Genomic DNA, 16,639 nt, shown 5'->3' on the forward strand with positions numbered 1-16,639 from the left:
AAGAAGAGGTAGATAAATTATGGCAAAAATTATAGGAATTGATTTAGGAACAACTAACTCAGCTGTTGCTGTGTTAGAAGGTAAAGAAGCAAAAATTATTACAAACCCAGAAGGAAATCGTACAACACCATCTGTTGTTTCATTTAAAGATGGCGAAACTCAAGTTGGTGAAGTTGCTAAACGCCAAGCAATCACAAACCCTGATACTGTTGCATCAATTAAACGTCACATGGGAGAAGAAGGCTACAAAGTAGATATTCAAGGAAAATCATACACACCACAAGAAGTTTCTGCTATGATTTTACAATACATCAAAGAATATTCTGAAGCTTACTTAGGCGAATCAGTAACACAAGCTGTTATTACAGTTCCTGCTTACTTTAACGATTCACAACGTCAAGCTACAAAAGATGCTGGTAAAATTGCCGGTTTAGAAGTTGAACGTATTGTTAACGAACCTACTGCTGCTGCTTTAGCATATGGTCTTGAAAATACTGAAAAAGATGAAAAAATCCTTGTATTCGATTTAGGTGGTGGTACATTTGATGTTTCTATCCTTGAATTAGGTGATGGTGTCTTTGAAGTACTATCAACAAACGGTGATACTAAACTTGGTGGAGATGATTTTGATCAAAAAATCATGGACTGGTTAGTTGAGACCTTCAAAAAAGAAAATGGTATTGACTTATCAAAAGATAAAATGGCAATGCAACGTCTTAAAGATGCTGCTGAAAAAGCTAAAAAAGATGTATCTGGTGTTACTAGTGCACAAATTAGCTTACCATTTATTACAGCCGGTGCTGCTGGACCTTTACATTTAGAAGCAACATTATCACGTGCAAAATTTGATAATCTTACACAAGACTTAGTTGAACGTACACGTATTCCAGTTCAAAATGCTTTAAAAGATGCTGGATTAACAAATGCTGATATTGATCAAGTTATCTTGGTTGGTGGTTCAACACGTATTCCTGCTGTTCAAGCATTAGTTGAAAAAGAAACAGATCACAAACCTAACCAATCAGTTAACCCTGATGAAGCTGTTGCACTTGGTGCTGCAATTCAAGGTGGTGTCATTACTGGTGATGTTAAGGATGTTGTTTTACTTGATGTAACACCACTTTCATTGGGTATTGAAACAATGGGTAGCGTCTTTACTAAGTTAATTGATCGTAATACAACGATCCCAACAAGCAAGTCACAAACGTTCTCAACAGCTGCAGATAACCAACCTGCCGTTGATATCCATGTCTTACAAGGTGAACGTCCAATGGCTACTGATAATAAAACATTAGGCCGTTTCCAATTAAATGATATTCCTGCTGCACCTCGTGGAATCCCTCAAATTGAAGTTAAATTTGATATTGATAAAAATGGTATTGTTAACGTTTCTGCTAAAGATTTAGGCACAAACAAAGAACAAAAAATTACAATCAAGAGTTCAGGTGGTCTTGCAGAAGACGAAATCGAACGCATGGTTAATGAAGCTAAAGAAAACGAAGAAGCAGATAAGGCACGTAAAGAAGAAGTTGATTTGAAGAATGAAGTTGATCAATTATTATTCTCAGTTGATAAAACTTTGGAAGAATTAAAAGGTAAAGTAACTGAAGAAGAAATTAAATCTGCTGAAGATGCTCGTGATGCTTTGAAGAAAGCTCAAGAAGATAACAATGTTGAAGATATGAAAGTTAAGAAAGATGAATTGAATAAAATTGTTCAAGACTTAACTGTTAAATTGTATCAACAAGCACAAGAAGCTCAAGGTGAAGCTGGTGCTGAAGGCACGGCTAAAGACCCTAAAGATGAAACTGTCGATGGTGACTTCGAAGAAGTTAACCCTGAAGATAAGAAGTAATCTTTACTAAATTTTGAGTGTGATAGAAAGTCAAAGGCCTTTGGGACTTTGGCTTTTTATTTCATGTTAGACATGTTATCCTATTTAGAGCAATAAAAACCAAAAAGGTTATTCGGAGGTACGGAATGGCAGAGAACAAAGATCCATATAATGTACTTGGTGTGACTAAAGATTCGTCACCTGAAGAAATAAAAAAAGCGTATCGTAAGTTATCTAAACAATATCATCCGGATATTAATAAGGATGCTGGTGCCGAAGATAAATTTAAAGAAATCACTGAAGCATATGAAACAGTTGGTGATCCACAAAAGAAAGCTGAATACGATCAATATGGTTCAGCTGGGTCTCAAGGTGGTGCTTACCGAGGATTTGGTGGTCAAGGACAACAAGGTGGATTTGGCGGCGGTGGATTTGAAGATATTTTCAGTTCATTTTTCGGCGGTGGTGGTGCTTCCCAAGATCCAACCGCTCCACGAGCAGGTCGTGATTTGCAATACGAGATGACATTGACATTTAATGAAGGTGTTTTTGGTAAAGAATCAACAATTAAATACAATCGTAAAAGTCTATGTGCTACTTGTTCTGGTTCTGGAGCAAAACCTGGAACTTCTCCAATTACATGTCATAAATGTGGTGGTCGAGGTACTATCCAAGTTGAGCGTCGTACGCCACTTGGAAACATGATGACTGAACAAGAATGTGATATTTGTCATGGTACAGGTAAAGAGATTAAAGAAAAATGTGATACATGTCATGGATCAGGCCATATTGATGAAAGACATGAAGTTAAAGTAACTGTTCCTGCTGGTGTTGAAGATGGTCAACAGATGCGTCTTCAAGGACAAGGTGAATCTGGTGAAAATAGTGGACCTTATGGAGATTTATACATTATCTTTAGAGTTCAGGCTAGTGGCACATTTGACCGTGAAGGTCCTGATATTTACATTGATGTTCCAATTAGCTTTGTCCAAGCTGCATTGGGCGACGAAGTAACGGTTCCAACCGTTCATGGAGATGTAAAAATGAAGATTCCCGCTGGAACACAGACTGGAACGACTTTCAGATTACGTGATAAGGGTGCGCCTAAATTACATGGTAAGGGTAATGGTGATCAAGAAGTGACGGTTAATATTGAAACACCTCGTAATCTTAAAAAAGAACAAAAAGATGCTTTGAAAGAATTTGCTACAGCTAGCGGTAAAAACGTTGTTGGCGAAGGTAATTTATTTGATAAGTTAAAAGATCAATTTAAAAATAAGAAATAAAGTTAAAAATAGAATCGTCTTCTAAGATGATTCTATTTTTTTGTATGCGAACTGTAATTGTGTTTAGTAGCGTTGATTGTTATAATCAGAAGAGATAGAAACAAGAAAGTAGGACGCTATTAATGGATTTTGAAGAAATGCAAGATAGACAAAAACATATTCGAAACTTTTCGATTGTAGCACATATTGATCATGGAAAATCCACACTTGCGGATCGTATCCTCGAGATGACTGATACAGTTACTAAACGTGAGATGCAAAATCAATTACTCGATTCGATGGATCTTGAACGAGAACGTGGAATTACAATTAAATTAAATGCGGTTGAATTACATTATCTTGCTAAAGATGGTGAAACATATATCTTTCATTTAATTGATACACCAGGACATGTTGATTTCACTTATGAAGTTTCAAGGAGTTTGGCGGCTTGTGAAGGTGCTGTACTTGTTGTAGACGCTGCTCAAGGTGTTGAGGCACAGACACTCGCAAACGTTTATTTAGCGATTGATGATGATTTGGAGATTTTACCAGTTATTAATAAAATTGACTTACCATCTGCTAATGTTGAAATGGTAAAAAAAGAAATTGAAGATGTTATCGGATTAGATGCCTCTGATGCCGTTCTGGCAAGTGCTAAAAATGGTATTGGTATTGAAGAGATGCTGGAACAGATTGTAACGAAAATTCCTGCACCAAATGGTGATTTAAAAAAACCATTGAAAGCTTTAATTTTTGATTCAATCTATGATAGTTACCGTGGCGTTGTTTTGAGTATTCGGGTGGTTGACGGTGTTGTAAAACCTGGCGACACAATTGAATTAATGAATAGTAAGAAAAAATATGAAGTGACTGAAGTTGGGGTTATGTCACCCAAAGCAGTTAATCGTGATTTTTTAATGGCCGGAGATGTTGGGTATGTTACAGCGGCAATTAAAGATATTCGAGATACACGAGTTGGTGATACAGTAACTTCAGCTGACAATCCAGCAACTGAAGCACTAGATGGTTACCGTGCAATTAATCCTATGGTTTATTGTGGGTTATATCCCGTAGATAATTCAAAATATAATGAATTACGTGAGGCACTTGAAAGATTACAATTAAATGATGCTGCTTTACAATTTGAACCAGAAACGTCACAAGCACTAGGATTTGGGTTCCGTTGTGGATTTTTAGGGTTATTACACATGGATGTTGTCCAAGAGCGGTTAGAACGTGAATCTGGGTTAGATTTGATTACAACGGCACCATCTGTAATTTATCATGTTGATTTAACTGATGGTGAGAAAATAATTGTTTCTAACCCTTCTGAAATGCCAGAACCATCATCAATTAAGCAAATTAACGAACCTTATGTGAAAGCAAGTATTATGGTACCTAATGAATATGTTGGAGCAGTCATGGAACTTTGTCAAAAAAAACGTGGTGTTTTTGAGACGATGGATTACTTAGATGAATTCCGTGTAAATATTATTTATCATATGCCTTTATCAGAAATTATCTTTGATTTCTTTGATAAATTAAAATCTAATACACGTGGATATGCATCCCTGGATTATGAAGAAGAGGGTTACCGTCCAAGTGATTTAATTAAAGTTGATATCTTGTTGAATGGTGAAGCAGTTGATGCATTGAGTTTTATTGTTCATCGTGATTTTTCTTTTGAACGTGGAAAAGGTATCGTCAATAAATTAAGATCATTAATTCCGCGCCAAATGTTTGAAATTCCAGTTCAAGCTGCTGCTGGACAAAAAATTATTGCAAGAACAAATATTAAAGCATACCGTAAGGATGTTACAGCTAAATTGTATGGTGGAGATCGAACACGCCGTATGAAACTTTTGGAAAAACAAAAAGCTGGTAAGAAACGAATGAAACAAGTTGGTAATGTTGAGATTCCACAAGAAGCATTTATGGCAGTCTTGAAAATTGATGAAGATGAAGAATCTAAGAAAAAATAAGTAAAAACGACAACCGGAAAAGTCTGGTTGTCGTTTTTTTTATGATAAGTATGCTTCATTATTTTGCATGTAAACCATCTCATCGTATGAAATTTGTTCTCTTAACAGATTTGCCGTTGCAGGGGTGATTAATTTTTGTTCTAATTGAAGTTGAACAAAATTATATTCTAATTGAAAGGCATTTATAAAAATATTATTTTGTAAGATAAGTTCAGTCTCATTTGAAAACATTCTTCTGTGTCTAACTGATAAAAATTGTCTAACCAGAGTAACGGCCATTGAATTGTCAACAGTGGTAATAGAGGTTAAATAAGTAATTGCTGCCTGATAACTAGATTCCTCCATTAAAATAAAGTCATCTTTTGTATTATTATAATATTTTTTGAAAGTATTTTTTTGATTTTCAGTAACCTGAGATAGCGCTTTTTCGCCTTTCTTAATAGCAAAATGTTTAAATAAATGAAGTGAATAGAATTTCAAGTGTATTATGAGATGTTTAAGTGAAAATCCACGGGTTGATTGATAAGTTGTAGCAAGATACTTTTCGTACCAAGAACCAGTTTTTTCAGAAACCTGACCACTCGATAATAATTCATGCAAAATATTTTCTTCAATTTCTTGTGTTTTTTCTAATAGGTCATAAAAATCACTCTTTTTAGGCCGTTTTAAAAAATTTTGTTGGTTATATAGCGTTTCAATTACTGTTTGTCTTTCTGGACTAGGAATATTTGTGACATTAAGTTGTTCAACAGTGTAAATAACCATCTTAGAACGAATTTCACCAATATTTTCTAAAATAGTAATCTCATTCTTTTTGGTAATTAAGTGCGGTAGTAGGAAAGTAGGAACTAACATGCTAATTAATATAACTAATGCAGCTATAAAAATGATTTCATTTCTCATAGGGAATTCAATTCCTGAAACAGTTACTAATGGTAATGAGTATGCCATGGATAGTGTAATTGTTCCGTGAATTCCACTTAGGGCAAATGTAAAATCGTCTTTTGTTGATAAATTTTTTAATAGGAAGTGGGACCATAGAAAACGCATTAGTGTCATAATAAAGTAAATACCAATACTAATAACAAGTAAAATTAGTGAATTAAATCCTGAGCTTTTTAATAAATCCGAGGTAACAGTAGGCAATGTTAAACCTAGAACTACAAAAACAAACCCATTTAAAGCATCTGTAAGTACTTTCCAAATACTACTTGATATAAATTGTAATTTAGTTGAAGATAACCGTAAACGATCTTTTTGAACACCATGAATTAAACCGGCAGCAACGACTGCTAAAATACCTGAACAACCTAATTCTTCAGATATAAAATAAATTAAAAAAGGAGTTATTATTTCAATTGGAATCATAATTGCTGTATCTTCGATGTGCCAATTTAGTAACGTTAACCTTATTTTAACGAATACTAATCCTAAAAATGCACCAATTAAGAGTCCACCAAAAAATGATGTGCTAAAAGCACTTAGACCTTCGTTCATAGAAAAAGTACCTGAAGAGAAAGCAGTTAATGCTAAACTAAGACCAACAATACCAGATGCATCATTAAACAAGGATTCATTTTCCAATATATTCATCATTGACTCAGGAATCGGTAAATTTTTTGTCACTGAAGATACTGCTACTGTATCTGTGGGTGTGACAATCGCTGCTAACGCAAATGCTAAGGCAAGTGATAAATCAGGTAAGACTGAGTGAACTAAAAACCCAGTGACAATTATTGTTGCACCAACTAAAATGATGGCTAATGAAAGCGTCGTTAAAATATTTCTAGCTAATGCTCTTCTAGATGTATTTTGGGCTTCATTGAAAATAATAGGTGCAACGATTATCATAAAAAATAATTCTGGGTTAAGTTCGAAATGTTGGAAATTTGGTAATAAAGAAAGCGCTAATCCTATACCAATTTGATAAAAAGCTTGTGGAACTTTTGGAAACTTAACAGCAATCACATTTGCGATAACCACGCCACCAAGTAATAATAAGATAGCAGATAGTGAATCCATAATATTGCCTCCAATAATTTCAATTTAGAATGGTGTCTATTTTAACACATGTCTAAATTTAACAACATAATAAAAGGCTAAGTTATCTAAAATAACTTAGCCTTTTATTAATTTATACGAATAAGTTAATAAGCATAACACCACCGAGCCCTGAAACAGAGACGACTGTTTCAAGAACGGTCCACGTTGCGAGTGTTTCTTTAACGGTTAGATCAAAATATTCTTTAATCATCCAGAAACCAGCATCGTTTACGTGAGATGCAATTAAACTACCTGAACCAATGGCGATAACCATTAATGCAGGATCAACGCCTGACCCAGCTATTAAACCACTGACTAGACCGGCAGCTGTTAATGCAGCAACTGTTGCAGAACCAAGAGAAATTCTAAGAAGTGCAGCAATTAACCAGCCTAACAATAATGGTGATAACGATGAGGATTCAAACATTCTTGAGATAACATCTGCGACACCACCATCAACAAGAACTTGCTTAAATGCACCTCCACCACCAATGATTAAGAGTAGCATTGCAATTTGTTTAATGGCAACTTCAAGAGAAGCCATAATATCTTTGACTGGGATCTTTCGGGCAATACCCATTGAATAGATAGCGAACAGAAGGGAGAGCAGCATGGCAACGCCAGGAGACCCAACGAACATGAAAAAGGAATCTATAGAGTTAGGGTTCTTTGGTGTTATCCCTTTATTAATAATCATGTCGTAAACTGTTGAAATAGCCATAATTACAACGGGAAATAAAGATGTCAAAGTACTCATTGCAAAACTAGGTGTATCTTCAAGTTTAAATTCTTTTTGTGTTCCTAATGCGCTTAAATTTCCTTTTTGCTTAAATGCCGAAGGAATATATTTTTTTGCAATCATAGCGAAAAGTGGACCGGCAATCAATGTTACCGGAATAGCTAATAGTAATCCGTAAATAAGAACCATCCCTACATTAGCATTTAGTGCTGATGCAATTGCAGTTGGGGCGGGGTGAGGTGGTAAAAAGCCATGAGTAACTGAAAGTGCAGCTGCCATGGGAATCCCAAGATATAAAACTGAAATTCCTAATTCCGTAGCAATCGCAAAAACGATTGGGATCAATAAAACAATACCAACTTCGAAAAATAATGCAATACCAATAATGAATGATGCAAGTACGACTGCTAATTGAATCCATTTTCGACCAAATCGGTTAATTAAAGTAGTCGCAATCCGATAAGCACCACCTGAATCAGCAACCAGTTTACCTAGCATAGCACCAAAACCGAAGACTAAGGATAAATGACCTAATTGACTACCAATACCATTTTCGATAGAAGTCGTGATTTTATCTAAAGGCATCCCTAATCCAATGGCAACAACAAATGATGTGATAATTAATGAAACAAATGTATTTAATTTAAATTTAATGATTAATAAAAGTAAAAAGAGAATCCCAATAAAAACAATTAAAAGTGGCATAGTAACTTTCCCCCAATGAAACTAGATTTGATGATAATGTTTCCGCTGGAAATCAGCAATATTTTTATATTCAGCGCTTAATGACCTACTTACTCGAACAAATATAGGTAATAGCTCACGATATACTTCAAAGTTTTCTTTTTGTGGTTGGTGGACATGCATGGAACCAATCATATTTTCAACAGCAGATAGATCAGCAATTAAATGTAAACTTTGCATTCCTAAGACAGCTGCGCCAAGACAAGAACTTTCAAAACTTTCAGGAATTGTAACTTCTTGTTCAAAAATATCGGCTAATAATTGTCGCCATAAAGATGATTGGGCAAAACCACCTGTTGCTTGGATTCTAGTGGGTTTCCCAGCAATTTCAGTTAGTGCTAACATGACCATGTCTAAATTGAAAACGATCCCTTCAAGTACAGCTCGAGCCATATGCGCACGTGTATGTTGACGTGTTAAACCAAAGAATGAACCTCTAGCATTAGCATCCCAGAGTGGTGCCCGTTCGCCACCAAGATAGGGGTGGAAGAGGAGTCCATCGGAACCGGCAGGAACCTTTTCTGCAATTTGAGTGATGACTTCATAGGGATCAATTTTCATTTGTTCAGCAGTAATTTTTTCGGGTGTAAATATCTCATCGCGCAACCAGCGGAAGACGATACCGCCATTGTTAACTGGCCCACCAATGACCCATTTATTTTTGGCGAGCGCATAACAGAATAGTCTACCTTTAGGATCTGTAACAGGGTGATCGATAACCATTCTAACGGCACCACTCGTACCAATTGTGACAGCCGCAACACCCGGTTCGATAGCATTAACACCAAGGTTTGATAGAACACCATCACTTGCACCAACAATAAAAGGAACATCACGTTGGATACCAGTTATTTTAGAAAATTCAGTATTTAGTCCGGATAGTTGGTACGTTGTTTCAACTAGTTCTGGTAACTGTTCAGGTGTGACACCAGTTACAGATAATGCTTGCTTATCCCAATCTAAATTAAAAATATTGAATAAGCCTGTAGCTGACGCTAAAGAATGATCAATAACAAGTCGATCAAATAATTGATATAAAATATAATCTTTAATACCAACAAAATAGGCTGCCTGATTAAATAAATCTGGTTTATCATTCTTTAACCAAATTAGTTTTGATAATGGTGACATAGGATGAATAGGTGTTCCAGTTTTGAGATAAATTTCATGACCAACACCTGATTCATTTAAATCATCACTCCACTTGCTAGCTCTGTTATCAGCCCAAGTAATCGATCTAGTTAACGGTTTATGATTTTTATCAAGTAGAATTAAACTGTGCATGGCAGCTGAAAATGAAACGCCTTTTAAATCAGTGGGGCGTAAGTTCGCTTTTTTATTGACCTCAGTGATTGCTTTTGTTACAGCAGCATAAATTTCATCAGGATCTTGTTCAGCCATCCCATTTTCTTCTTGATAAAGTGAGTAACCAATATTAGCGTATTCAATTACGGTACCTTTAAGATCGTATAAAACTGCTTTCGTGCTTGTTGTTCCAATATCAACACCGATTATATGTGGCATAGTGATCTCCCTTGAATAAATAGTAGTATGAATAATAAAGTTTATTAAAATTACAGTTAACGCTTACATTATCGTCTTTGAGTTAATTTAAAGCAACTATCTTTACTTATTTAAAATTTGATAATAAAGGATAGAATGCTGCTAAAATTAAAAAGAAGGAAAGAATAATGATTAGAATAGTTTGACGGCGATTACCATGATGTAAGAATAAGTTTAAACATGAGGTAACAGCAATGTAACCACCAAGTATCATCAAAAAGATAAATGTATCTGTAATAGGATTTAAACTAATAAGCGAAAAAAGTCCCAGTATCAATAGCCAGTTACGACTATTTTTTTCCCAGGCTAACGAGCCAAAAAAAAGTGACTTATATGAAAATTTTCGACGTTTTTTTTTCGTAAATGTAGAAATATAAATAATAGTGGTCATAATAAACCAAATGGAAAGAATGAATGGACCGAGATATTGCATAAGTAAACTCCGTTAAATTTAATTTTTTGAAAATAAAGTTGATAAACGTGTCATAAAAGTCGATAAGAATCTTTCGGTTTCAACGGCAACAGCGACAACCGTTGTTGCTTGATTTGAATTTAGGCGTGTCTCGTCACCGATTGTACGTCCAGAAAAAGGCGCTTCTGTGTCAACTTTCATATTGATAGGTAAAGTAGTGACTAAAGATGCATCTATAGCAACGGCAACAGCTAAGGGGTCATGCAAAGCACAGCCGTCTAAATTTGTTTTTAGGTTTGCATAGGCGTTAATATAGTAATCAACAATATCGGCGAAAGCTCGACTTGATGGACTGTCAATTTCACGCCATAGCTCTGTTTCTTTTTTTGTTAAAAGTGTTTTAAGTGTTACGTCTAGACCTACCATTGTAATAGGCAATTTACTTTGGAATACTTCATTTGCGGCTTCTGGATCTTGATTAATATTTGCTTCAGCAACGGCAGTTACATTTCCAGGGATTGTTAAAGCACCACCCATTAAAACGACTTTACCAATTAATGTTTCAATTTTAGGATCTTTTTTTATGGCTAATGATAAGTTCGTTAATGGACCAGTAGGCACAATAATTAAATCTGATTGAAATTCATGTGCAGAATCGATAATAAAATCGATTCCAGATTCTGAGGCGTATGGTTGGCTTGATTTAGGGATTTTTATGTCACCTAAACCGTTCATACCATGTATTTCTTGGCTTATTTCTAAAGTATCAAAAGATTGAGTCGTGATTGAATGTTTCTCACCGAGATAAACTGGAATATTTGATTCACCTAATAAATTAAGTAAGTTCAAACTGTTTTGAACACCAGCTAGCATTTGCAGGTTACCGTAAGAACCTACAATACCAATTAAATCAATTTCGGTACTAGCGAGAGCATAGGCAATAGCCAATGCATCGTCAATACCAGTGTCTAAATCCAAAATCATTTTCTTTCTTCCCATAAATAAAACCTCCCCAATATTTTAATAACCTTAGTTTACCAAAAAAAGCGATAAATTGTTATCGTTTTCCTCTTTAATTAATGCATGAATGAATGCAATGCTTTATAATAAACTTTGAGAACTAAACAAAATTTGATGTAATTTAAATTTATTTAAAATATGAGGTGATAGTATGGCACAAGAAACATTGTTTGATTATTTAAAGAAGGAATTACCAAAAATTGATTTTGATGGTGATATTGTATTAGATTGGCAGAAAAAGGATCATACATTTACAGTAGATCTCACATTTTATGCTGAGAATAAGTCACAACAAGCAATTCTTGATATTGAAGGTGTTAACTCAGAATTACCCATTATTTCATTTGGGGATGCTATATTACTCTATGATGAAGAACGTTTTGACTCAAAGGAAGTTGAAAAAGAGTATTTAACAACATTACCCTTTCAAGGGAAATCGGGTTGGGAACGCTCAGAGGCAGCAGCATTTATTAACTATTTACAAATTGTACTAGACAATGGTCAAAGTGATTTGTTAGATTTTTTGAATGATGATGATGCTGAATTCTTTGAACTAAGTTGGTCAGCTAGCGATTTTGAAAAAATTCAAAAAGCACAAAGTACAGAAAAAAGTATGCGATTAATTTATCCAAAATTTTAGGAGGATTTCAATTTGAAATGGACAGAAGTAAGTATCTCAACAAGTAGTGAAGCTGTAGAAGCGGTTTCTAATATTTTAATTGAAAGTGGTGCTGAAGGTGTCCAAATTGATGATTCAAAAGATTTTGAAAAATTAATGCAGGATAATTTAGACGGGAACGATTTTACATCAGTTGAGCACCAAAATGATGGAGCAAAGATTTCTGCCTTTTTCCCTGAAACTATTTTTATTCCTGAAATATTGCCAACTATACAGAGTAGGGTTAATCAATTAGCTGATTTTGGACTTAATCCGGGACGTGGTCTGATTGAATTGAATGAAGTGGATGACCAAGGTTGGGGATTGGAATGGCAACAATACTACCATCCGGTTAGAGTTACCCGATTCCTAACAATAGTACCAAGTTGGGAGAAATATCAGGTGGTCCAACCTGATGAAAAAGTGATACGTTTAGACCCTGGTAAAGCATTCGGTACAGGAACACATCCCACAACCCGGCTAGCTTTGGTAGCACTAGAGCAAGTAATACGTGGAAATGAATCTATGATTGATGTTGGAACAGGTTCAGGTGTTTTAAGTATTGCTGCAAAACATCTTGGTGTTGGTCATATTGATGCGTATGATTTGGACGATATTGCAGTAGATGCTGCCGTATTAAATTTCAACTTAAATCCAATTGCAAATCAGATACATGTAGCAGCTAATGATTTACTAAATGGTATTGATAATAAGGTTGATTTAATTGTGGCTAATATTTTGTCCGAAATTATTGTACCGTTAATTCCGCAAGCTAGAAGAAATTTAAATCCAGGTGGCCATTTTGTGACATCTGGGATTATTGCAGATAAAGTCGATTTAATCAAGGAGTCACTGGTAACTGGTGGATTTGAAATACAACAGATTTTAAATATGGGTGACTGGTTCTCAATTATTGCAGTTAAAATGGATTTGGAAGGTTAGGTAGTAAAGATGCAGAGATATTTTTTGAAATCTGATGAGTTAATTTTAACAGATGAGGATTTTCATCATGCAATTAAAGTTATGCGTTTGGCTGTTGGTGATCAAGTTGAACTCGTTAAGCAATCAACAGAGGTTGTTGTTGCAAAGATGAAACAGGTTACTGAAAGTTCAGCTACTTTTGATTATCAAAAGACAGTAGAAACATTAGTTGAGTTGCCAGTAGAAGTAACAATTGCGTCGGCTCTTTCAAAAAAAGATAAGGCAGACTGGATTGTACAAAAAGGTACAGAAATGGGGGCTGCCCATTTTATATTTTTTAATAGTGATTTTTCTATTGCAAAATGGGATCAAAAAAAGCAGGCTAAAAAAATTGAACGTTTAAAAAAAATTGCTAAGGGTGCTGCAGAACAAGCACATCGAACTAAAATTCCAACGATTTCATACGCTAAAAAAATTGATGAGATATTTCAACAATCTTATGATATTCAGATTGTTGCATATGAAGAATCTGCTAAACAAGGTGAGGTTAGCCAACTAAAAAAATCATTTGATTTGATTGAACCTAATCAAAATATGATTGCGGTATTTGGTTCAGAGGGTGGTATTTCAAAATCAGAAATTGATAAGTTAGCTACAGCTGGTTATCAAAAGGTAGGCTTAGGACCTAGAATTTTACGTGCAGAGACTGCTCCGTTATACTTATTAGCGAGCCTTTCATTTGTTAGTGAATTAAGTTAAGTAAGGCATGAGAAAACGAAATGAGGAAATATTTTTGAAAAATTTTCTAAGCATAACAGCTGCATGGTACTTAACGGTAAGTATTGCCATCGGAATTGTGGTCCCGATGGTACTGACCTTAGTTAATGCAAACGATGTTATAAAAATTGGTGTTTCTTTATTTATAGTAAATGTCATTTTTTCTATCATTATTGGTGTTATTATTGGTAGAAATGATCATAGTTTGATTTTTAACTTTTTCTTTCCAGTTATTTTTGCAATAGGTGTGTTGTGCCATTTATTTCAAAGTATCACTATCTTTTTTGCAATTATTTATCTTTGTTTATCATTATTAACATGGGGAATTTCAAAAAAATAATACAAATACTTTATGAATACATGAGTACGCGGACTGCATTATGGAATCGCGTATTTTTATTTTATATAAAAAGAGGTGTGTAGATATGACAAAAGAAGAAATGTGGAGTGCTAGAGACGTTTTGGAAATCGTTGAAAGCTATATGAATGAAGAACATGTTGCATTTGTACAAAAAGCATGTGATTTTGCTACCTATGTTCATAAGAATCAATATCGTAAGTCTGGCGAACCATATATAATGCACCCAATACAAGTTGCTGGTATTCTTGCAGAATTAAAAATGGATCCGGAGACTGTTAGTGCAGGATTTTTACATGATGTTGTTGAAGACACACCAGTTACTTTAGGTGATGTAGGCGAACTTTTTGGTAAAGATGTGCAAGTAATTGTCGATGGTGTAACAAAATTAGGTCAAATTCAATATAAATCTCATCAAGAGCAATTAGCTGAAAATCATCGTAAATTATTGTTAGCGATGTCTAAAGATTTACGTGTTATTATTGTGAAATTAGCAGATAGGTTACATAATATGCGGACGTTAAAACACTTACGTCCAGATAAGCAACGACGAATTGCAAATGAAACGTTAGAAATATATGCACCATTGGCAGACCGTTTAGGTATTAGTACGATTAAGTGGGAATTAGAAGATAGTTCATTACGTTATCTGAACCCCCAACAATACTATCGAATTGTTCATTTGATGAATTCTAAACGTGAAGAACGTGAGGCTTATATTTCTGGAGCTATTGAAGAAATAAAAGTTTCCATTAGTGATTTAAAAGTTTCAAGCGAAATTTATGGGCGACCAAAGCATTTGTATTCTGTCTATAAAAAGATGAAAGACCAACATAAACAATTCTCTCAAATTTATGACCTCCTAGCTGTTAGAGTAATTGTTGGATCAATTAAAGATTGTTATGCGGTACTTGGGGCAATACATTCTAGATGGAAACCAATGCCTGGAAGATTTAAAGACTATATTGCGATTCCAAAGGCTAACTTGTACCAGTCTCTGCATACGACTGTTGTCGGACCAGAGGGACGTCCTTTTGAAGTTCAAATTAGAACAAAAGAGATGCATGAAATAGCTGAATTTGGTGTAGCAGCACATTGGGCTTACAAAGAAGGTGTGAAAGAGAAAGTTCAGCAAGATGACGCGGGTACAAAATTAAATTGGTTTAAAGAAATTATTGAATTACAAGATGAGACTGATGATGCTTCTGCTTTTATGGAAAGTGTTAAAGGCGATATCTTTGGTGACCGCGTTTATGTATTCACACCTAAAGGTGATGTTTTTGAATTACCCAAAGGTGCAGGACCACTTGATATGGCCTACAGTATTCATACTGAAATTGGACATCATACAACGGGTGCAAAAGTTAACGGAAAGATTGTGCCATTAGATTATCAAGTCAAAAATGGAGACATTGTTGATATCTTAACTAGTAAAAGTTCAATAGGACCAAGCCGTGATTGGGTTAATTTGGTGCATACAAATAAAGCTAGAAATAAAATTAAACACTTCTTCAAACTACAAGATCGTGTTGCTAATGCAGCTAAAGGTGAAGATTTATTGACGATGCAATTAATTGATTTAGGATTTGATCCTAAAAAAGTCATTACAAAAGAAAATATGAAACAGCTTTTGGATAAAAGACAATTGTCTGAATCAGATGACTTGTATGCTGCAATTGGATTTGGAGAGGTAGCAACGTTAGGTGTCGCCAATGCTTTAACGGAAGATATTCGCTCTAAAGAAGAAGAAGTTCGACAAGTTAATGAGCAGAAGGCAATCCTTGAAGAACATAAAGAAATGAAAAAACCAGACGTATCTGAAAAAAATCGTAAAAGTAGCCATGATGGTGGTGTTGTAATTGATGGCGTCGATAACTTACTTGTTCGATTAAGTCATTGCTGTAATCCTATTCCAGGAGATGACATTATTGGTTATATTACAAAGGGGCGTGGTGTTTCAGTTCATAGAACTGAATGTCCTAATGTTATTAAAGCTGAAGAGTCCGGGGAAAGAATTATTAGTGTTAAATGGGATAAAACCATGGATGATAAATCTAATTATCAATCTGATTTGGAAATCCAAGGGTACAATCGTTCTGGACTTTTGAATGATATTTTACAATCATTGAATAATACAACTAAGCAATTAAGCTCAGTTAATGGCCGTGTTGATAATAATAAAATTGCGACAATGGATGTTTCAGTTGGCGTAAAAGATATTGTTCAATTAGAAAGAATTATGGAAACTTTGAAAAGTGTTGAAGACGTTTATGCTGTTAAAAGGAAAATTCATTAATTTTCTAATGGAGGTACTAAAGAA

13 protein-coding genes are annotated in these 16,639 nt (G+C 34.8%); 8 read left to right on the plus strand and 5 right to left on the minus strand.

Going from position 1 to position 16,639, the window contains the following annotated elements; translation table 11 throughout:
- Positions 1 to 19: 19 nt before the first annotated feature.
- The 3 genes from dnaK to lepA all read left to right on the plus strand — a co-directional run bounded on the left by dnaK (position 20) and on the right by lepA (position 5,084).
- Positions 20 to 1,855: a molecular chaperone DnaK gene (dnaK, locus tag AC1RO3_RS02035; protein WP_481761376.1), complete on the plus strand. Its 1,836-nt coding sequence runs from the start codon at positions 20 to 22 to the stop codon at positions 1,853 to 1,855.
- A 125-nt stretch (positions 1,856 to 1,980) separates the two neighbouring features.
- A complete protein-coding gene (dnaJ, locus tag AC1RO3_RS02040; protein WP_481761375.1) occupies positions 1,981 to 3,120 on the plus strand; it encodes a molecular chaperone DnaJ in 1,140 nt (379 codons plus the stop codon).
- Positions 3,121 to 3,242: 122 nt separating this feature from the next.
- Positions 3,243 to 5,084, plus strand: a complete 1,842-nt coding sequence (gene lepA, locus AC1RO3_RS02045) for a translation elongation factor 4 (RefSeq protein ID WP_481761374.1) — start codon at positions 3,243 to 3,245, stop codon at positions 5,082 to 5,084.
- A 39-nt stretch (positions 5,085 to 5,123) separates the two neighbouring features.
- Here the strand turns inward: lepA and AC1RO3_RS02050 are convergent, their stop codons facing one another.
- The 5 genes from AC1RO3_RS02050 to AC1RO3_RS02070 form a co-directional block, all read right to left on the minus strand.
- Positions 5,124 to 7,106: a cation:proton antiporter gene (locus AC1RO3_RS02050; protein ID WP_481761373.1), complete on the minus strand. Its 1,983-nt coding sequence runs from the start codon at positions 7,104 to 7,106 to the stop codon at positions 5,124 to 5,126.
- Between the two features lie 112 nt (positions 7,107 to 7,218).
- The gene (locus tag AC1RO3_RS02055) at positions 7,219 to 8,571 is read right to left on the minus strand and encodes a gluconate:H+ symporter (RefSeq protein WP_481761372.1); all 1,353 of its coding nucleotides are present in this window, start codon (positions 8,569 to 8,571) and stop codon (positions 7,219 to 7,221) included.
- Positions 8,572 to 8,592: 21 nt separating this feature from the next.
- Positions 8,593 to 10,134 carry a gluconokinase gene (gene gntK, locus AC1RO3_RS02060; protein WP_481761371.1) on the minus strand — a complete coding sequence of 514 codons (1,542 nt, stop codon included), beginning with the start codon at positions 10,132 to 10,134 and terminating at the stop codon, positions 8,593 to 8,595.
- Positions 10,135 to 10,240: 106 nt separating this feature from the next.
- Positions 10,241 to 10,564: a hypothetical protein gene (locus AC1RO3_RS02065; protein ID WP_481761370.1), complete on the minus strand. Its 324-nt coding sequence runs from the start codon at positions 10,562 to 10,564 to the stop codon at positions 10,241 to 10,243.
- Positions 10,565 to 10,624: 60 nt separating this feature from the next.
- Entirely contained in the window at positions 10,625 to 11,584 is a 960-nt protein-coding gene (locus tag AC1RO3_RS02070) for a nucleoside hydrolase (RefSeq protein WP_481761369.1), read from the minus strand.
- A gap of 172 nt (positions 11,585 to 11,756) precedes the next feature.
- Between AC1RO3_RS02070 and AC1RO3_RS02075 the strand changes: the two genes are divergently transcribed.
- From AC1RO3_RS02075 to AC1RO3_RS02095, 5 genes are all read left to right on the plus strand, one after another.
- On the plus strand, positions 11,757 to 12,245 hold the full coding sequence (locus AC1RO3_RS02075) for a DUF3013 family protein (protein WP_481761368.1): 489 nt from the start codon (positions 11,757 to 11,759) through the stop codon (positions 12,243 to 12,245).
- Positions 12,246 to 12,257: 12 nt separating this feature from the next.
- Complete coding sequence (gene prmA, locus AC1RO3_RS02080) at positions 12,258 to 13,205, plus strand: 50S ribosomal protein L11 methyltransferase (RefSeq protein ID WP_481761367.1); 948 nt, start codon at positions 12,258 to 12,260, stop codon at positions 13,203 to 13,205.
- A 9-nt stretch (positions 13,206 to 13,214) separates the two neighbouring features.
- Positions 13,215 to 13,943 (plus strand): 16S rRNA (uracil(1498)-N(3))-methyltransferase, encoded by a 729-nt coding sequence (locus tag AC1RO3_RS02085; RefSeq protein ID WP_481761366.1) that lies wholly within the window; start codon positions 13,215 to 13,217, stop codon positions 13,941 to 13,943.
- Between the two features lie 7 nt (positions 13,944 to 13,950).
- Positions 13,951 to 14,301, plus strand: coding sequence for a hypothetical protein (locus AC1RO3_RS02090; protein ID WP_481761365.1), 351 nt, complete (start codon positions 13,951 to 13,953; stop codon positions 14,299 to 14,301).
- Positions 14,302 to 14,386: 85 nt separating this feature from the next.
- On the plus strand, positions 14,387 to 16,615 hold the full coding sequence (locus AC1RO3_RS02095) for a RelA/SpoT family protein (RefSeq protein ID WP_409022473.1): 2,229 nt from the start codon (positions 14,387 to 14,389) through the stop codon (positions 16,613 to 16,615).
- The last annotated feature ends 24 nt before the right edge of the window (positions 16,616 to 16,639 follow it).

This window comes from Dellaglioa sp. CoH-57-MRSF-19, from assembly GCF_056781975.1.